A 19,786-nucleotide genomic window follows, 5' to 3' on the forward strand; every position below is an offset into this window, starting at 1 on the left:
GCCATTTAGGTTAATTTTTTGTTACAATGCCTTTTTTCTCGAATTTGTTTGTGCCTTACTCTAATGAAAATTAAATTTATTATTAAAAAAATTTCACTCATCTTAATGTTTTTAGTGATGAGTCAAAATATCAGTTTTGCATTTGAACCTAGTTTTTCCGAGGATACTGTTAACAAAAACGACAACATTATCAATTCAAGAAATCAATCTCTGAAAGATCACAACCCCCAAAAAGAGCTTTCGAAAAAATTACCTGTTGTCTCCAAAAAAACGGTCTCCATTACCATTGATGATCTACCTTTTGTTGGTGAATATCGAAATTTTCATTTGAACATGATGATCAATACTATGACTAAGGAACAAGTTCCCGCTACCGGATTTATTATAGCCAGAGAGGTTCGCAAAGATAACTGGGAAATACTCCGCAAATTTCGCGATGCAGGCTTTGGATTAGGTAACCATACCCTCTCTCATGCTAATTTAAATAAAATGAACACCCAAGAATACATTCAGGAAATTAAAAGAGCGGACCATATTTTGCATCCTGTTATGACTGAGCCTAAATATTTTCGCTACCCCTATTTAGCGATGAGCACAGGACAAAAGAAAGAAGACATACTGTGTTATCTTGCGAAAAAAAATTACCATGTTGCTCCCATTACCATAGATTCCAAGGACTTCGTCTTTAATCAACGCTTGTTATCCGTACCCGAGCTAAATAGACGCGCTTACCTTGAAGAATTAAAACCCTTTTATCTTGATTTTATTTGGCAACAAACGCTTCGAGCCGAAGAGCACAGTCAATTTCATCACAATACCGAGCAAGCACAAATATTACTGATTCATGCGAATTTGCTTAATGCTTATGTTTTGCCTGATATTATCCATTTGTACAAACAAAAGGGCTATGAGTTTGTCAGCTTAGAAGATGCATTAAAAACCTTTAAATATCCAATGCAATGCAGTAGACATTCTATTTTTGCTCAAAACAAAAAAAGACATCCACAACAAAAGACTGAAAGGGATGCAGATATTGAGACATTTATTGAATGGGATTAGGAGAAAAAACTACAAATTTCACTTTTCACTAGTTAAAACACGGTAATTCTTGGTAAAAAATTTAGCTTTCACCTAAACTAATAGATAATGGACTTGCTCTAGTTACAAGGGACTGATAGTCATGTTAGTTAAAAAAGCAGCTTTTACTTTAATTGAACTTTTAGTGACTTTACTGGTACTCTGCGTAGCTTTAGTTATAGCGCTTCCAGCCTTAAGCAATATGCTCATGAACAGTCGCCTAACAGCATACACAGATATGCTTGTCAATGCACTGAATTATGCACGCAACAATGCACTTAATGAATCAATGAATGTCATGGTCTGCCCATTCGGAGCAGCACAATCTACCACTTGTGGGGTAAATTGGGCAGCAGGATGGATAGTGGTAACCCAGCCTACGGCAGGTACAAGCACCTTATTGCAAAGTCAACAATTTTCCCCCTCAGATCCTACCCTTTCAGGAAATGTTGTAAGTGTGAGTTTTGATCCTCATGGATTAACCTCCGCACCAAGTAATTTCAAATTCTGCGATAGTCGAGGTGGAACATTTGCTCGCTCCGTGGAAGTGTTAGCAACTGGATTTGTCCAATCTGGTTCAACACCCGGACAAGCGGTTTGGGACAACAGCGCACTTGCATGTCCTTAATGGAGATTATTTATGAATTATTCAGGAAGATACCGTGCGCAACAAAGAGGAATGTCGCTGATTGAAGTCCTAATTGCTTTTGTGATCCTGGCTGTGGGTATGTTAGGGATAGCAAGTATGTTAATCCTGTCTAGCAAAGCGAATAATTCAAGTTACGCCAAACAACAGGCGGTACAATGTATTTATGATATATTTGATAAAATTCGTGCCAATACTCAAGCTGCGATTAATGGTAATTACAATATCAGTAATATCAACAGCAGTGGTTCGCCTATTCTTCCAGCACCTCCTGGGGTTATGTGCAACCAATCATCTTGTTCGAGCGCTCAATTGGCTTCATATGATACATGGTATTGGCTAAGCTTTGATGTGAACAGACTGCCCAGTGGAAGTGGTTCCATTACTTCTGCTCCTGCGCCGGGTACAGGAGGAAATACAATTATTACGGTAACTGTGCAATGGGACGATAGTCTGGCACAAAATCAGGTTGGTGCAAGCAGTACTCCAGCGCCAACTAACCCTAACTACGTTCAACTGAGTGTACAAAGTCAATTATGAACACATATACAAAACATCAACAAGGTTTTTCGTTAGTCGAATTAATGATTGCCACAGCAATAGGCCTCCTACTCAGTTATGCTGTGATGGAAGTATATGTAACTCAAACCCAAATCTATAGAACAACAAATTCACAGGCACTTATTCAAAGTACAGAAAATGCTATTGCTAACTTAGTAGTCCCTATTATTCGCTCAACCGGATTTGTAGGATGTGGTTCAATCAGTACCGCAATGTCTAATTTAAATGGCGGCGGATCAAGTCCTATCGGGACATTGAATGCCAACCCAGCCTTAATTGCCGGTTACAACCGCAATGGGGCAACAATTTCAATTACTCAGGATAATTCTACCAATGACGGAAATGCTGGTGATTGGACGCCGTCCCTGGATCCCTCTTTGGCAGGAAGCGTAGAAAATACCAGCGATGTTTTGGTTGTTCTTGGCGCAGCCCCCGCAAGCTTTCCTGTTTCAATAACAGCGATTGATTCAAGCAGCAATTCCTTTACGGTGCAAAGTACAACTGGTCTTAGTCTTGCGATAGGGCAATTTGCTGCAGTCTCTGATTGTGTTAAGTCCTCTGTGTTTGCCCTTACAGGAGTCGCAGGAACAACTATTTCCCATGACGCGGGATCAGGAGAGTATGACAATTCTACCTCTACTTTTATCGTTAATTATCAGGCCGGATCTCAATTCATCCCGTTACAGCAAACAGCATTTTTTGTAGGACAAGGACAAGGCGGACAAAGTGCATTAATGCGGGCCACCCTAACTTCGGCAGGTTGGTCCATTCAACCGCTTGTTCCTGGAGTTGAAGTCATGAAAGTCGAATATGGCATAGGTGGCAATGGCTCAATCTCTCAGTATGTCACTGCCGACGCTGTTCCAAACTGGGCTCAAGTTTATGCAATTCGTCTGGGTTTTTTAATTGAGGGGCAAGCGGCTTCCGGCACTCAGAATACCACTCAATATAATGTATTAGACACCGTAGTTACGGTGCCAAATGATAATCGACTTCGTCATGTATATGAAGTCAATATTGCTTTAAGGAATGCGGGATCATGAAACTTATTTCGCACAATACAAAATCTATTCGCTCATCCAGTGATGACAAACATCCTATGGATAAACAGAGCTCATTACAAGAGCTTTCTCGGAAGAATGTCATTGTAAATGAAAAAGGTTATATCCTTTTACTCACTATGGTTTTACTTATTATGCTTACCGTTTTGGCACTTACAGATGTGTCACTAAACACCACACAAACACGGATTGCAGCTAATGCTACAGACAGTGAAATAAGTTTGGAAAAAACTGAAGGAGCACTAAACGAAGCAATTAATAATTTACTGAATGGAACTTACAACGCAAACGATTTTTTAAAAAACAGTACTGGGTTGTATCTATTAACTCCGGGTAATCCGCCATTATGGACAACAGTTAATTGGTCCAGCTCTACGTCAGTAATTCCCAGTTTTCAAGGCTACTCCAATAGCCAAGCAAGCTATATCATAGAGCAACTACCCTCGGTTATTCAGCCTGGGCAAAATATGAAAACGCCCACTTATGTATATCGGGTTACAGCACGCTCTTTAGGTGCCAATGGCAATACATCGGTAATACTACAAAGTACAGTACAAATACAACCATAGGTAAAATTGATTATGAACAATGCACGACGCAAATATTATGGTAAAGGACTCAAGAGTTTATTATTAATCTTGCTGTCATCCTTTGCTATTGCGGCGAGCCAGCCTACTTTGAATATTCCCCAAGTTCCATTGATCTTAGCTAGCCCTATTCATCCCCAAATATTAATTGCGATTGGAAATTCAGAGTCAATGGACGGTGACTTAAGCGGTGCGATTATGGTCGGTTCTGGCTCTCTTTCAGGAGGTTTATCCTCACTGAGTAACTCCAGTTCCCCAGTAAATTATACCGTACCTGCAGGATTTACTCCTCCAATACAGGCAGCAAATAGTAGCGGACAGGCCCCTTTTACCGTCAACCAAAGCGGCACTCTGGTGGATAATAGCGATAGTCGTTTAAATGTGGCAAAAGCAGGTGTTCAAGCAATTATCAATACCTACATGCAATCTACTGATTTTGCTTTGGAAACATACAGTGTCAGCAGTGTCGGAGTATTTAACACCTGGGTTTATTACATGTCCCCTCAAAGCAGTAATTTTTCATTCACCAGTACACCAGTTGCAGGTAACACCTATGTAACTAACCCTTGTTACAACTACACTAGTGCCTCTTCAACCATTCAAAGTAATTGCAGCTCAATCGCAACTTTTTATGGTACGTCTGTAGTGTCTTCTAGTTTATACATGCAAATTGGCTCATCAAGTGACTATCCTTCTATTAATGACGTACTTTATGCAGGAGGTGGATTCCCAGGGGTGTTTCTTACTTACAGTGGACCGTCACCTGCGACCCCCTATCCACCTAATTTTTCTATTAGCAGTTACAATAACGGTAATGTATTAATTTCTTACTCCAAATCATTACCAAATGTTGGTAGTTTTGCGACAAGTCCAACCAACGCAGGTTTTGTGCCCTTCTCCCCACAAGTACTTTATTCTCAGCGCGGTTTTGGATATAACGGCAGCCAATCCGCCACCACAGGAAACATTCTAGTTCCTATGACCAGTGCCGGAACAACCCCGACTACAACAAGTATCAATAATGCCATTGCTGTATTTACACCCTACTTACAACCTGAGACAAATTCGACGTCAACCAAGGAAATTAAATCTTCGGCAGTTCAGTCACCTATTGCAGGTTTACTCACAAAAGCCAACTCTTATCTCACAACATTAGGTACCACCAGTGGCAATGGTTGTCCCCAGAAAAAATACGTTATCTTGATTTCTGATGGTCTGCCAACTCAAGATCTTAGTGGCAAACTATGGCCTCCCTTAGGCAGTGCCGCTGCTGCAGGTTATGGTATTACCGCAACCTTTAATGCAGATGGTTCGCTTAAAAGTACCAATTGCCAAGCCTTAACCGATGCAATAAATACGATTACTACACTCAAACAGAACGGAATTCCAACCTATGTTATAGGACTAGGTGCTGGGGTAAATCCTTCATTAAACCCTCAGGCAGCATCAACACTCACGGCAATGGCTGTAGCTGGAGGTACCACTAATTATTACCCTGCTACCAGTTCAACCGATCTGGTTAATGATCTGAACTCCATTATGATTTCTATCCAAAATGGATCTTATACAACCACTGCTGCATCAGTAAGTTCTACACAACTGAGCACAAACAGTGTGGAATATAAGGCTAGTTTTGTATCCAATGATACCCCTTATCTCGATTGGACGGGAAGTCTAGTTGCCCTGCCCCTTGATCCTACAACAGGGATTCCAACAGGAGTGACTAACTGGAATGCACAACCGCTATTAGATAGTCTGGTCGCTGGTTCAGGATGGTCATCCAACCGATTTATTGCAACCTGGAACCCTACAACCAGTGCCGGTGTTCCTTTTGAATGGGCCAATATAAGCACTACCCAACAAGCGTCACTTCAACCTTCAGATTCATTAGGCCAACAAAGGTTACAGTATTTACGAGGTAATACAGCCCTAGAGCTCCATAATGGTGGGAGCTTCCGAAATCGTTCTCATATTCTTGGTGATATCATAGATAGTCAGGTCCTGTATGTGGGCTCCCCATCAGCACCTTATACCACCCCAAGCTATCTTTCTTTTGCCCAAGCACAAGCGAATCGTCAACCCATGGTTTATGTGGGCGCGAACGATGGCATGTTGCATGCGTTTAATGCCACGAATGGTCAAGAGGTATTTGCCTTTATTCCCAACGGGGTATTTAATAATCTTGTCTATCTTACTAGTCCGCTTTACAACTTAAGTCATCGTTTTTATGCAGATGGCTCACCTCAATCAGCAGATGTGCAATTTTCTGACAGCAGCTGGCATACTGTGCTGGTTAGCAGTGAAAATGGAGGTGGCAACAGTATTTTTGGATTGGATATTACCAATCCCGTCAACTTTATTAATGAAACAAACCTGGCTCAAAAGGTACTTTGGGAGTTTACTGATAGTGATATGGGTCTTGGTTACAGCCAACCTCAAATCGCTCAAATTGGCGCGAGTAATGCAACGCCGGCTACTTTTGCGGTCTTTTTTGGCAATGGTTACAACAATCCTAATAATACGTCGATACTGTATGCAATCAATCCACAAACAGGCGCACTGATTAGCAAAATTAATCTATGCAGTGCTGTGCCAAGCGCATGCAGTAGCACAACACCTCAAGGATTATCCTCAGTCGCGGTGGCAAACTCAAATGGCTTTCAAGGGGTTCCCATAACTAATGTCTATGCAGGAGATTTACAAGGGAATATGTGGTCTGTAAATGTAAGTGATCCAAACCCAGCCAATTGGACTGTGCGCTTATTATTTCAAGCAAGGGATTCTTCAAACACAGCCCAACCCATTACTACAGCACCTGTAGTAACTCTTAACCCCAATTATCCACGCATACCCGGATTGTTTGTCATGTTTGGTACTGGACAATTACTGCAGACCGCCGACCTGCTCAATACCCAGACACAAACAATTTATGGTGTCTTGGATAAACCGCAATCAAGTGTTACTTATACGCGGACTAATCTTCAACAACAAACTCTGAATTTGGTTTCTACTGCAACCTCGGGTTTATCCGTACCTGTAGTGACTGCATCATCAACTCCAGTCAACTGGAATAATCAATTTGGTTGGTTTACTGATATGATTACCTCAGGGCAACGTATTGTTACAAATCCTACTGTATTCAATGGTGCCTTTATCAGCACGTTAAACACACCACCGCAATCGTGCGGCCCCAGCTTTTCTTCCATGTTACTTGAACTCAACTTCAAGACAGGTGGGTCATTTCCTAACCCTCAAATTACTGGTGTGAGTGCTAATGGATCTGCCAATAATCAGTACTTGTACTCGGGCGTTGTAGGCGTTCAATTGTCCAATAACTTTGCAAATGCACCAACTGTTGTATCGAATCAAAGTGATTACATCGTTCTGCTCATTACCCAGGCTAATGGCAGTCAATCGACCATATTAAATCCTAATAGTACTCAAAGAAAAACAGGATGGTGGCAACTGCAATAAGGATGCAAAAATGAATCAAACACGAAGAAAAGGCTTCACCTTAATTGAACTAATGATGGCAGTACTTATTATGGCCATCCTGGCTACAATAGCTTATCCTTATTACGTGAGTTTTTTGCTGAAATCGCGTCGCTCTGATGCGATAGCCACCTTAGCACAAGATCAGATCACATTGGAACGGTGTTATTCCCAAAATTTTTCCTATAGTGCAGCCTGTGGTTCATTACCTGCATTTCCTCAAACATCGGCGCAAGGGTTCTACAATATTACCCTAACTAATTTGGGGCCAACGTCGTACACGCTGACAGCAACTCCAATAGGCAGCCAAACTGAGGATACGACTTGCGCCAGTATGACTGTGGATCAAGCCAATACAAAAACTGCGGTAGATACAGGAGGAACAGCACAAACTATTTGTTGGAATCCAACATAATCATCCAATAGACACCGAGTAAGTAGAGTTTGGCGCTGCAAAATTTACTTTACAAAGAAATCTCAATTCTCTACTATCCCTTTCAACGGAAAGTCCAACTTAAAAATGAAATGGAAATTTTTTGCTTTTTTATAGGCATTCTCTATCTATATACCTCAAATTATTCTTTACCTGTAATCAGCCTACTGATTTTTTACCTCAACCCAAGGTATCCAATAATTTTGTTTTTCATTTTAGGGGTCTTATTCGCATGGCTGCATCAAACTTTAGTTTTACCCAAAGGAATAACGAACATTAGACCTCTTTCGAAACGTGCTGCAGAGAGACAAATGCCAGGAGGGACAGAGCACAGAACCGGAGTGTACACGTCAGTACATGAGGACTCGAGCGCCGTACCGAAGACGCAGTTGTCCTCTGCAGTAGCGTTTGATGTAATACCTAAGGTCACAATAGAAGGAATTATTGCATCCATTCCTACCCAAAATTTTACCAAAACACAATTTTTATTGGCTCTTGAGCAGTACGATCACCTTCCCGCACGCGGTTTAATCCAATTATCCTGGTATAACAATGCCCCTAAATTACATTCTGGACAACGATGGCGATTCACTGTCAAATTGAAAAGGCCACGAAATTATCTTAATCCTGGAAGCATGGATTATGTGCGTTCACTTGCTGCACGTCATATCTTTTGGACCGGGTATATTCTCTCTAAAGACAATACACTACTCACCGAATCATCTTCTGATTTTAGTTGGCTTGGATTACGTGAACACTTGAGCAATCAACTCACTCAATTAGCGCCAGACCAAACCACAGCGGGGATTGTTGAAGCCTTAACTTTAAATTTAACAAACCATATTAGCCAGGAAAGTTGGGATTTATTTAGGCGCACTGGCACAACCCATTTATTTGGAATTTCTGGAGAACATATTGCATTGATATCGGGAATGATTTATTGGCTAGCTCGCAGGTTATGGTGTCAAAGTGCACGTTGTTGTTTGTTCATTCCGGCACCCTACGTAGCCAGTGTTGTTGCGCTTTTAGCTGCTGTATTTTATGCCTTTTTAGCAGGATTTGCCCCCCCGGTACAGAGAGCATTAATCGGATGTTTCTTTTACACAATCTACCGCTTAGGAAAACAACGATTTTCCGCATGGCAGGTATGGCGTTATGCTTTGCTTGGGGTTTTATGTATTGAACCACATGCAGTGTTCATGCAAGGATTTTATTTTTCCTTTCTCGCTGTTGCTTGTTTGCTTTTAACCCAACAACGCTGGAGATTAGAAGGATATAAGGGAAATTTAGCCTTACAATTAAGTTGCTTGATTGGGCTCATGCCTTTAACTCTCTATTGGTATGCTTATGGTTCAATCAATGGATTTATTGCGAACTTATTTGCTATCCCTTTAGTGGGTCTACTGATTGTCCCCTTAGCATTAATCACGATGGCACTTTGTTCTTGGAGCATTGCTGGCCTATTCATGAAACTTTTGTCTTTACTGATTGCCCTCTTATTTAAGGGATTAAATTTGATTGAGCATTTAGCAAGCATGAATATCAATGGGTCCATTCACAATATTGAATTAGTTATCAGCCTAATGGGTGCTTTATTGATGTGGGTTTTATTGCCAATTAAACCCTTTCAATGGATAGCTCTGCTGTGGGCATTACTCACCTTTTTCCCGCCTCATACGGTACGAGCACCTGGAGAAGCAGTGATTGATATTTTGGATGTTGGCCAAGGTCTAGCAGTTGTAGTAAGAACCCAAGGTCATGTTTTGATCTATGATACCGGAGATCGATTTTTCCAAGGAAACGATCTGGGAAAAATGGTGATTTTGCCCTATCTTAAAAGCTTAGGAATCCAAAAAATTGATGCTGTAGTCATTAGCCATCCAGATAAAGATCACCGAGGTGGACTCAATTCACTGGAGAAGGGTATCCAAATAGAACAACTGGTAGTAAATGAGCCTCATTATTATCATAATCATGGCATGCGGTGTCATGATTACCCACAGTGGGTATGGGATGGCGTGAATTTTCGTTTCTTACCAATCACAACTCACTTTAAAAATAAAAATAACAATTCATGTATTTTACAAATAAGTACAGAGGCCGGGAATGTGCTCCTAACAGGTGATATTGAGAAAATAGCTGAAGATTATTTAATAAAATCTTATGGAGATGAGCTCGCATCTGATGTTTTAATTGTTCCACATCATGGCAGTAAAACATCCTCTTCCTATCGATTCTTGCTGGAAGTTGCCCCGCGCTATGCTATCGCTTCTTTAGGTTTTGACAATCGTTTTCATTTTCCGCATGCTAAAACGTTAACAAGCATGAAATCATTGAATATTCCCTTTTATAGAACAGACCGCTGTGGTATGGTCCAAATTACCCTGCCCGTTCAAGGGGAAATAAAAAGCCCGACTTGTTTTAGTGGTCTCGATGGCACTTAATGCATTTGTAGTTATAATTAATTGTAGCCTGGGTGAAGCGCAGTGTAACCCGGGATAAAGAAGTGAATTCGTACTCAAAATCCCGGGTTACGCTGCGCTTCACCCAGGCTACAAATAGTCATTTCCTTTTAATTCAATGCCTGAATTTCGGCCGCACTTTTTTTAAAAAAAGCTATAGTGACTAATGGAACAACAAATTTTGAGCGATTCATGTTAACTGATTCAATAAAGAAAGAATATTATCAAGCATTACTTGCTAAAAACTCTAAATATGAAGGTGTATTTTATGTAGGTGTTAAATCGACTGGAATATTTTGTCGACCCACTTGTCCTGCCAAAAAACCTAAATTTGAAAATTGTGAATTCTTTCGAACGGCTCAAGAAGCACTTCTTGCTTCATATAGACCATGTGCGCGCTGCCAGCCATTGTCCTACCCTAATCAGGCTTCACATTTAATTCAAAAATTAGTTGCTGCAGTAGAAGGTAATCCTGAAAAGAGATGGAAAGACAAAGACTTTGCAGAATTAGGAGTTGATACATCAACCGCACGTAGACAATTTAAAAAACGCTTTGGCATGACCTTTGTTGCTTATGCACGCGCAAGAAGAATGGGTATTGCCATGAAACAAATTCGTGAGGGTAAAATAGTGATTGAAGCACAAGTTAATGCCGGATACGAATCCGGTAGTGGTTTTCGTGACGCTTTTTCTAAAATTATGGGTGCAGCCCCTTCACAATTAGACAAGCATCATATCGTTTTAAAAGCTTCTTGGTTCGACTCACCTTTAGGACCAATGTTTGCAGTAGCTGATGAAGAGGCTTTATATCTTTTGGAGTTCGTAGATAGGAGAGGATTAGAACGAGAGGTAGAACGGCTGAGAAATAAAATGAAAGCAGCTATTATTCCAGGCGAAGCGCCCCCACTTCGTTCTATTGAAGAAGAGCTCAAAGCTTATTTTTCGGGGAATTTAAAAAAATTTAATACCCCAATACAGATGCTAGGCAGCCCTTTTCAAAAAATGGCTTGGCATGCTTTGACACTTATTCCTTATGGGGAAACCAGAAGTTATGCAGAGCAAGCACAAGCATTAGGTAAACCTACTGCATATAGAGCAGTGGCCAATGCCAATGGTGCAAACTCGCTTTCGATCATTGTTCCTTGTCACCGAATTATTAATTCCAGTGGAAATCTAGGGGGTTATGGGGGAGGAATTGCACGCAAGCAATGGTTACTTGATCATGAAAAGAAAAATAAATAACACACTATTTCAATAGTAGCCTTAGTGTTTAATAGCCGGATTATCTGTGCTAATCCAGGCTACTGAAAACCCGGGTTACGGCTTTGCCTTCACCCAGGCTACACAATAAGAAAGTTTCAAGGCTATATTTGTAGCCTGGGTGCAGCGCAGCGGAACCCGGGAATTTAGAGGTGATATTAATCTTCAGGTATTAGGATTGTCCGCCAAAAAGCTTGGTCAATGAAAACGAAAAAGGAGATGGATTAAAGACGCTCTCTACTCCCGATGTATACTCCGCTTCCATCGCTGCTTCATCTTCTTCATCTTGTTTTTCTTCCTGTTTACTACGAACCGGCGGTGCTGGTGTTGTAACAAAAGGAGTTAAACGAGGGGGGTGATTTTCGAACTTCTGGCTTGGGGCATATGCTTTAGGAAATAGGTTTTTACTAATCAGTTCTTTAATCAAAGCATTACTAACAGTGAGTTCATTTTCATTCCGGGTTACCGTGAAATTATCCACTGGCACTCCCTGTTTTGCTAAAGCAATCTTAAATTGCTCAAAAACCAATTGCAAAAGCCGAACAATCTCCTGAATATCTTTTTCGTTATACAATAAAAGGCTCGGTTTAGGACGGATTGTTATTGCATTTTGTCCACCGTCCCCACTAAACAATAAAAACTCCATCATTTCTTCCAGATCAAATAAGTCAATTGCAGCTGTATCCTGCGCAATTAGTTCCTCACCTGACAGTAAATCCAGTGGAGTGCTTCTGACAGCATCTTGTTTTTTCATTCCTATACTGTTTTGCTCAAGCGATAGAGCCTGGATTATAAATCGGCTACTATCTGAGTATTTTAAATCGGGCATATTTCTCCACCGATCATTATCATCATGATCCAAGTTTTCATAATAGCAAACTGCCGATCCTTCTTTTGATTCCTGCAACCATTATTTACAGTTTCTTAACCATTTATTTGAGCTATTTGCCTCGTTTTCAGAAGAGCGAATAGGTTCCACTGATAAATGATTAAGTCGCAAAGTGCCTCTCTTGATTTCAAAAATCCGATATAAGTTCAAAGGTAATAATAAAGAATGCAGAACAAAAATCGGGTAAAGCGTGCTCCCAAGAGCATAAAGAATAAAGGCTACATTGGAGCATATTGCTATAAGACGTAATGTCAAAATCCTTTTGACATAAAAAGTCGCTAAAACCAAACAACAGGCAAGATAGCCAATAATTTCGATCGTTGATTCCATTTCAACTCCCATTTACAATCCATTCATATTCAACATACACCTAGTATGCGAGACTCGCAAGTGGCTTCGGATTCGTAAACTGGGTGAAATGAAATGAACTCTGATCAAAAAGCAATCAAATCAGGAGCAATCTTGATTCTGTTCGTTTCACCAAACTAGGTCTGTTTACAATTCGCTAGTTTGAGCCAAAATGACGTGATTTTAGAGCCGAAACGCAGCATATATGAAGTATGTGAGTATAGCAGCGCATAAAATCACGTCATTTTGGCCAAGATAGTAGAATGCTAGGGTCTGTTTACAATTCGCTAGATTGAGTCAAAATGACGTGATTTTAGAGCACCGAAACGCAGCATACATGAAGTATGTGAGTAGAGCAGCGCATAAAATCACGTCATTTTGGCCAAGATAGTAGAATGCTAGGGTCTGTTTACAATTCGCTAGATTGAGTCAAAATGACGTGATTTTAGAGCACCGAAACGCAGCATACATGAAGTATGTGAGTATCGGAGCGCATAAAATCACGTCATTTTGGCCAAGATAGTAGAATTGTAAATAGACCCTATAAAGGTAGTGGTGTGGATGAAGAAGGCATTGGCGGCATAAACACTCGCTCGTTCACAAAAGTGATTGCCTCTCGTTCAAACGTTGTCTTAACTGCAGAAAGCACTTCGTCTCGTACCATAGCTAAATCACTTTTTGACCAATACAATATTTTAAGCTCAACCCCTCCCCTATCAATCATCTGCGATAATAAAATTTGAGTATTGGGCTTAGGTAAAATATAACTGCATTCCTCGCAAATTTTGTAGAGCAATGATTTAATCGTAGCTACATCATGCACGGCATCGATTCGAAGTACTATTTCATCACGTTTTTGGGGATAGGTACTTAAATTAGTAATTTCTGATTTAATTAAACCCTCATTAGGTATGCGAATCAAACGATTATCACTGGTTTTAATTTTGGTTGATAACCAGTCAATCGTTTCTACCGTTCCTTTAATGTCTTTAAAGGAAATTACATCACCGACTTGAAAAGGACGTTCAAATAAAAGAAAAACACCACTAATGAGGTTGGAAGCAGCAGTTTGTGAAGCAAAACTCAAAGCGACAGTAAACAAACCCGCTGTACTCAATAATATAGTTAGCTTAAATCCCATTTCATGTAATGCTGAGATTGAAAACAGCAAAAACAAGCCATAATAAACCACGCGGCTTGACAACATGGCATGATGTTTTGAGAATCGACTTTCAATTATCTTTTCAATCAAATGACTCATTTTTTTTGCAAAAATATAGCCAAAAAAGATCAAAAATAAAGCAAAAGCGATGCGCTCCCAATCCATATGTTTCAAATATTCTAGGGTGTAATCCATAATTGCTCAAATAAGATACCGAAAACAAGCAAAAATAGTATCAATTTTCACCAATAGATACTATAAACTTTTTTATCGATCCAGGATTTTTTAGTAAGGTTCATCGTGAATGCACTCGAGGGTCATGACTGAATGAATAAATCGTATAGCATGGTCATTTTTTTTGAAAAAAAACCCACGCGCCTTACGCTGTGGGTTAAAAAATCACTATTTCACTTAATTAATAACAGGATTCTTGTAACCAACAATGTCCATATCTATTGCATACGCGAACAGTTTGACAGTAATCGTTATAATAATAATCATTATAGTAAGGAACGCCTATAACAACACCGGGTCCATACCAACCACCACCCCAGCCACCATACCAGCCGCCACCATGCCAGCCGCCACCATGCCAGCCACCGCCGCCATGCCAACCACCGCCGCCATGCCAACCACCGCCGCCATGCCAACCGCCGCCACCCCAGCCACCATGTGCAAAACTTGCCCCAGCAGTAAATAGGCCGAGAGCAAAAACCGTAACACATATGATTTTACTCATAATATTTCTGCTCATGATAATTTCCTATTTTCTAATGTCCATAAACTTAAGTATAGCTTAAATATGCTTCAATAATAATAGAATTGTCAATTTTTTGTCGCCCGGAATGTGCATTTTAAATGCATCTAATAAAAAGAAATAATCAAATTTGGTACTCATTTAAAGTTGTATTTAAAATGAAACTTAAGTATGATTTATTTTATTTATATCAGCGGATAGTAGTATGACCGAGCTGAGTAAAACACACATCGAAAAACTCGTGACTCATTTTTACCAAAAAGTACAAAGAGATGAGATCCTTGGCCCCATTTTTAATGATGTGGCACACGTTGACTGGAACGAACATATCCCTCTGCTGTGCCAATTTTGGAATAGCGTTATGTTGAAAACCAATGAGTATCACGGTAATGCCTATCAAAAACACGTCCTATTAAAACAATTCGCCCCTATTGAAGAGTCACATTTTGTCCGTTGGCTTAATTTATTCCAAAACGAAGCGGCAAACCATTTACCTATGGAGATTGCTGAGGAAATAGTTCAAAAAGCCACGGTCATTGCAGAGTCTTTAAAATATGGGATGTTGCACCAGGAAAAGAGGGTTAAAGAACATGATTAAGCCACTAACTCGTGATATTCTAATAACCTTAATTATTAAATTTAGCTTATTGATTTTATTATGGATAATTTGCTTTAAGAATGTGGAAAAACCACATCAAAGCAATGAACAATGGCTGTTAGGCACAGTACAAACAAAAGAATATCCTTCTTCTAAAGAAGAATAAACTGGGGAAATCCTTAGTATTTTCCGAGACAAACTGGGGATTTAAAGGTTTTATCAATATATTACATGTGAGGTGAGCAATGATTCCTGGCAGTGACCTGGTCGATCTTTCCCGTTTACAGTTTGCTCTAACTGCGCTTTATCATTTTCTTTTTGTCCCACTCACGTTGGGCTTGTCGTTAATTTTAGCGATCATGGAAACCATTTATGTAATGACCGGTCGTGATATTTGGCGACAGATGGTCAAATATTGGGGGATTCTCTTTGGCATTAATTTTGTTTTAGGCGTAGCTACCGGCTTAACCATGGAGTTTCAATTCGGTACCAATTGGGCTTATTACTCTCATTATGTTGGAGATGTTTTTGGTGCCCCATTAGCGATTGAAGGACTTATGGCGTTCTTCCTAGAAGCTACTTTTGTGGGTTTGTTTTTCTTTGGTTGGGATAGATTAAGTCGCGTGCAGCATATGTTTTGTACCTGGTTATTGGCTTTAGGTACAAATCTTTCTGCATTGTGGATTTTAATTGCTAATGGCTGGATGCAAAACCCTGTTGGCGCTGAATTCAATTTCCAAACCATGCGTATGGAAGTAACTGATTTTGCTGCAGTAATGTTTAATCCAGTGGCACAAGCCAAATTTGTTCATACCATAAGTGCTGGTTATGTTACTGGCTCAATTTTTGTTTTATCCATTAGCGCTTATTTTTTATTACGCGGTAGAAATATCAATTTCGCCAAACGTTCAATGACAGTTGCTGCAAGCTTTGGGCTTGCATCAGCTTTAGCGGTGGTCGTATTAGGTGATGAAAGCGGCCGTCTAGATAATGAAAATCAAAAAATGAAATTCGCAGCAATAGAAGCGATGTGGCATACAGGAGCAGCTCCTGCACCCCTAACCGTCTTTGGTATTCCCGATGAACAATCTATGAAAACCAATTATGCATTGGATATTCCCTTCGTATTGGGAATCATCGCAACGCGTTCTTTCACAGAACCCCTAGAAGGAATTTCTGAGTTGATAGAACAGGGGAAACAACGAATCAAAGAAGGTATGCTCGCCTATGAGGCGTTGACCCGATTACAAAAAAATCCTAATGATGTGCAAGCAAAAACAGATTTTACTGCACACAGCAAATATTTAGGTTACGGTCTGCTCTTAAAGAAATATACTGAAAAAGTAGTTGACGCAACTGAAGCGCAAATTAATCAAGCAGCACAGGATTTGAAACCCCGTGTGACACCTTTATTTTTCTCTTTCCGGATTATGGTTGCTTGTGGGTTCTTCTTCATCCTCTTATTTGCAACAGGTTTTTACTTGTCCATGAAGCGTAAATTACATACTACCCGCTGGTACTTGCGTGCTGCATTCTTTTCACTTCCATTACCTTGGATTGCTGCAGAGTTGGGATGGGTAGTCGCAGAATACGGACGGCAACCTTGGGTAGTTCAGGATATCTTACCCACAGCAATGGGTACCTCTAGTTTGAGTGTGACTCAAGTATTAACCTCAATAACCGGTTTTATTCTCTTCTACACAATTCTCGCTGTAGTTGAAATTTTCTTGATGGTGAAGTACATCCGTCTTGGCCCAGATAATATGGCTCATTAGGAGATTCAAAATGCCATTGGATTATGAAACATTACGAATTATATGGTGGATTCTGCTCGGTGTATTACTCATTGGTTTTGCAATCATGGATGGTTTTGATCTAGGTGTTGCCATATGGCTGCCATGGCTTGCTAAAACAGATATCGAGAGGCGTGTATTAATTAACAGCATTGGTCCAACCTGGGAAGGGAATCAAGTCTGGTTTATTCTCGGTGGCGGTGCAATCTTTGCTGCCTGGCCAGCCTTATATGCCCTCTCTTTCTCGGGTTTTTATTTCGCTATGCTTCTGGTTTTGTTAGCACTCATTTTACGTCCGGTTGGATTTAAATACCGTTCAAAATTAACCAATTATCGATGGCGTACTTTTTGGGATTATGCGTTATTTGTCGGTGGTTTCGTACCATCACTAATATTTGGTGTTGCTATAGGCAATGTATTACAAGGCGTTCCTTTTCATTATGATGAGTATTTACGACCTTTTTATACTGGCAGCTTTTTTGGATTGTTGAACCCTTTTGCCCTGTTATGCGGCATCTTGTCGGTATTAATGCTTTCTATGCATGGTGCTTTTTTCCTTAACTTGAGGACGGAAGGACATTTACAGCAACGTGCCATGAGCGCAGGAAAAATATCTGCACTATTGACGTTATTGGTCTTTATTGGTGCGGGGATTTGGCTTCATTATGGTATTGATGGTTACAGTGTGACTGGAACTCTAGCCCATGATGGTCCATCTAATCCGCTTTACAAAACTGTTATTCGTCAAGCAACAGCTTGGTTTTCCAATTATCAAATCCTACCCATAACTCTATTGGTGCCAGCAGTTGGAATTATTGGAGCCTTGTTAGCCTTTCTTGCAGCAAAACATGTTAAAACTGCTTTTATATGCAGTGCACTTTCTGTTGCTGGAATTATTGCCACTGTGGGTGTGAGTATGTTTCCCTTTATACTGCCCTCTTCATCAAATCCAGAACAAAGTTTGCTGGTGTGGGATAGTTCGTCAAGCCATTTAACTTTATTTATTATGTTGGTAGCAACTGTTATTTTTTTACCGGTGGTACTGCTTTATACGACTTGGGTCTATCGTGTGTTGCGAGGAAAAATAACAGAAGATACCGTTAATAAAAATCGGGATACAGCCTATTAGGAGGTTATTATGTGGTATTTTTCCTGGATTTTGGGTACTGGTCTGGCTTGTTGTTTTGCGATCTTAAATGCAATGTGGCTTGAACTGGATGATTCGGACTTGGATAAAAAGAATATATAGGTCTGTTTACATTTCGCTAGCTTGAGCCAAAATGGCTTGATTTTTGAGCACCGAAGCGCAGCATACATCAGTATGTGAGCATCGGAGCATAGAAAATAAGGCAGTTTGGCCAAAATAGTAGAAATGAAAATGGCCTACAAGCCTACCCAACGAATAAATTCATTATGTGGATTTAAATTTACAGAAGATTTACCATCAAAATAAACCGTGATATTTTCTCTGGCTGAATCACCATTAACCTTAACTTGAGTGATTCTACCTAAATCAACAATTTGCATTTGCGTCTCATAATAACCACCTCGAACAACCTTAAGAGTGGGTATTACAAAACGGATTGCACTAATACCATCATCTTGTGCAGCACTTGGATTGTTGTGATTCGCCAAGTAATCAAGTTCACTGGCATTCAATGCAATATATTCTGCATTATTGATTTGTCGGCGCAGCATGCGTGACAAGGGCGCTTTAGTATGAAATACACGCTCATATGTATCTGCAGAAATGACTGCAACAGGATTGGTTTCAGCACGTTTGCCTTTATATCCGCTCCCTACAAAAAAGATTGCATCACGATGCTCATCAGGAGCCGATGCAGGTACTTGTATTGTCGGATTGCTCGTATATTGCGGCGCAGAATTTTTTTCACAATTTAAAAATTTTGATTTTGCAAACCATGCATCACTAGGATAATAGATAACCAATAACGACTTATCCTTTATGGTATTAATGATTGCTTGTGAATTTTCTAAAGGAAGTGCAGGACATCCCCAGCTTCGCCCCGGTCTTCCATATTTTTTGATAAAGCGTTCTTCTACATACCACCCGGAATGCATTACAACAGAGCGACCTGATGCATTATCGTTAAAATTACGGTCTAAACCATCTAAACGCAATGAAAGACCATCGCGACCATAATAAGCTTGTTGTGTTTGATAAACGCCTATACTACTCGCTTTACTATTGAATTTGTTTGAAAAATAATTGGTAAGTAAGGTACCGGATTTAATGCCATGTGACACATAGGTATGAAACAATAATTTTTTTGCATTTAAGTCAAATACCCACAACCGTTTTTCATTGGAAGGTAATGAATAATCGATAATCGTTAAAATATTATTATGATCCACATTATATTCAGTGGCACACTTTAAAGAAGTAAGTACCTTATTGATAACAAGTGGGTTTAAGTGAGGCGCTTCATGAGTTAACATCAGCTTAATGTCATTTAATGATTGGGCATTAATTTGCACCGAAAACTGCGCTGTTTCGCTGATGGAACGAACATCGTTCTTTATGGCTTGAGCCTGAGGAAACTCCAATGGCAGCTGCGGGATGTATGTAGTAGTTACTGCTAAAAATAATAGCAGAATTGAGCCCATGATTTGTCCTTATTAGTTTTTGTTCAAATCCT

19 protein-coding genes are annotated in these 19,786 nt (G+C 40.0%); 14 read left to right on the forward strand and 5 right to left on the reverse strand.

All coding sequences use genetic code 11. The features are described 5' to 3' along the window. Positions 1-63 precede the first annotated feature (63 nt). The 9 genes from Lstg_RS06875 (at position 64) to Lstg_RS06915 (ending at position 11,561) form a co-directional block, all read left to right on the forward strand. Complete coding sequence (locus Lstg_RS06875) at positions 64-1,059, forward strand: polysaccharide deacetylase family protein (protein ID WP_058476928.1); 996 nt, start codon at positions 64-66, stop codon at positions 1,057-1,059. A 121-nt stretch (positions 1,060-1,180) separates the two neighbouring features. Continuing rightward, positions 1,181-1,705: a GspH/FimT family protein gene (locus Lstg_RS06880; RefSeq protein WP_058476929.1), complete on the forward strand. Its 525-nt coding sequence runs from the start codon at positions 1,181-1,183 to the stop codon at positions 1,703-1,705. Between the two features lie 12 nt (positions 1,706-1,717). Continuing rightward, positions 1,718-2,263, forward strand: coding sequence for a type IV pilus modification protein PilV (gene pilV, locus Lstg_RS06885; RefSeq protein ID WP_058476930.1), 546 nt, complete (start codon positions 1,718-1,720; stop codon positions 2,261-2,263). Next, on the forward strand, positions 2,260-3,327 hold the full coding sequence (locus Lstg_RS06890) for a PilW family protein (protein ID WP_058476931.1): 1,068 nt from the start codon (positions 2,260-2,262) through the stop codon (positions 3,325-3,327). The genes pilV and Lstg_RS06890 overlap by 4 nt, the downstream gene beginning before the upstream one ends. Positions 3,328-3,383: 56 nt before the next feature. Then, positions 3,384-3,914 (forward strand): pilus assembly PilX family protein, encoded by a 531-nt coding sequence (locus Lstg_RS06895; protein WP_238585395.1) that lies wholly within the window; start codon positions 3,384-3,386, stop codon positions 3,912-3,914. A 12-nt stretch (positions 3,915-3,926) separates the two neighbouring features. Continuing rightward, complete coding sequence (locus Lstg_RS06900; RefSeq protein WP_058476933.1) at positions 3,927-7,406, forward strand: pilus assembly protein; 3,480 nt, start codon at positions 3,927-3,929, stop codon at positions 7,404-7,406. 10 nt (positions 7,407-7,416) lie between these two features. After that, complete coding sequence (locus Lstg_RS06905; protein WP_058476934.1) at positions 7,417-7,839, forward strand: type IV pilin protein; 423 nt, start codon at positions 7,417-7,419, stop codon at positions 7,837-7,839. A gap of 110 nt (positions 7,840-7,949) precedes the next feature. Further along, on the forward strand, positions 7,950-10,301 hold the full coding sequence (locus tag Lstg_RS06910; protein WP_058477049.1) for a DNA internalization-related competence protein ComEC/Rec2: 2,352 nt from the start codon (positions 7,950-7,952) through the stop codon (positions 10,299-10,301). Between the two features lie 210 nt (positions 10,302-10,511). Continuing rightward, on the forward strand, positions 10,512-11,561 hold the full coding sequence (locus Lstg_RS06915; protein ID WP_058476935.1) for a bifunctional transcriptional activator/DNA repair enzyme AdaA: 1,050 nt from the start codon (positions 10,512-10,514) through the stop codon (positions 11,559-11,561). Positions 11,562-11,751: 190 nt separating this feature from the next. On the opposite strand, the gene Lstg_RS06920 is transcribed toward Lstg_RS06915, so the two are convergent. The 4 genes from Lstg_RS06920 to Lstg_RS06935 all read right to left on the reverse strand — a co-directional run bounded on the left by Lstg_RS06920 (position 11,752) and on the right by Lstg_RS06935 (position 14,732). Then, positions 11,752-12,333: a hypothetical protein gene (locus tag Lstg_RS06920; protein WP_238585391.1), complete on the reverse strand. Its 582-nt coding sequence runs from the start codon at positions 12,331-12,333 to the stop codon at positions 11,752-11,754. Between the two features lie 156 nt (positions 12,334-12,489). Then, positions 12,490-12,798 carry a hypothetical protein gene (locus Lstg_RS06925; RefSeq protein ID WP_238585392.1) on the reverse strand — a complete coding sequence of 103 codons (309 nt, stop codon included), beginning with the start codon at positions 12,796-12,798 and terminating at the stop codon, positions 12,490-12,492. A 559-nt stretch (positions 12,799-13,357) separates the two neighbouring features. Next, complete coding sequence (locus tag Lstg_RS06930) at positions 13,358-14,173, reverse strand: mechanosensitive ion channel family protein (RefSeq protein WP_058476937.1); 816 nt, start codon at positions 14,171-14,173, stop codon at positions 13,358-13,360. A 220-nt stretch (positions 14,174-14,393) separates the two neighbouring features. Then, the gene (locus Lstg_RS06935) at positions 14,394-14,732 is read right to left on the reverse strand and encodes a hypothetical protein (RefSeq protein ID WP_058476938.1); all 339 of its coding nucleotides are present in this window, start codon (positions 14,730-14,732) and stop codon (positions 14,394-14,396) included. A gap of 208 nt (positions 14,733-14,940) precedes the next feature. Here Lstg_RS06935 and Lstg_RS06940 point away from each other — a divergent pair, with 208 nt between their 5' ends. The 5 genes from Lstg_RS06940 to cydX all read left to right on the forward strand — a co-directional run bounded on the left by Lstg_RS06940 (position 14,941) and on the right by cydX (position 18,375). Next, positions 14,941-15,333: a group III truncated hemoglobin gene (locus Lstg_RS06940; RefSeq protein WP_058476939.1), complete on the forward strand. Its 393-nt coding sequence runs from the start codon at positions 14,941-14,943 to the stop codon at positions 15,331-15,333. Further along, positions 15,326-15,499 (forward strand): cytochrome oxidase putative small subunit CydP, encoded by a 174-nt coding sequence (gene cydP / locus Lstg_RS17865; RefSeq protein ID WP_165481741.1) that lies wholly within the window; start codon positions 15,326-15,328, stop codon positions 15,497-15,499. Before Lstg_RS06940 ends, cydP begins: the two co-directional genes overlap by 8 nt. A 79-nt stretch (positions 15,500-15,578) precedes the next feature. Further along, positions 15,579-17,108, forward strand: a complete 1,530-nt coding sequence (locus Lstg_RS06945; RefSeq protein ID WP_058476940.1) for a cytochrome ubiquinol oxidase subunit I — start codon at positions 15,579-15,581, stop codon at positions 17,106-17,108. Positions 17,109-17,118: 10 nt separating this feature from the next. Continuing rightward, entirely contained in the window at positions 17,119-18,255 is a 1,137-nt protein-coding gene (gene cydB, locus Lstg_RS06950; protein WP_058476941.1) for a cytochrome d ubiquinol oxidase subunit II, read from the forward strand. A 6-nt stretch (positions 18,256-18,261) separates the two neighbouring features. Beyond that, positions 18,262-18,375 (forward strand): cytochrome bd-I oxidase subunit CydX, encoded by a 114-nt coding sequence (gene cydX / locus Lstg_RS06955; RefSeq protein WP_202972785.1) that lies wholly within the window; start codon positions 18,262-18,264, stop codon positions 18,373-18,375. Positions 18,376-18,509: 134 nt separating this feature from the next. Here the strand turns inward: cydX and Lstg_RS06960 are convergent, their stop codons facing one another. Continuing rightward, entirely contained in the window at positions 18,510-19,754 is a 1,245-nt protein-coding gene (locus tag Lstg_RS06960) for a murein L,D-transpeptidase catalytic domain family protein (protein WP_058476943.1), read from the reverse strand. Positions 19,755-19,786 lie beyond the last annotated feature (32 nt).

The organism is Legionella steigerwaltii (assembly GCF_001468065.1).
GTDB classification, from domain to species: Bacteria; Pseudomonadota; Gammaproteobacteria; order Legionellales; family Legionellaceae; genus Legionella; species Legionella steigerwaltii.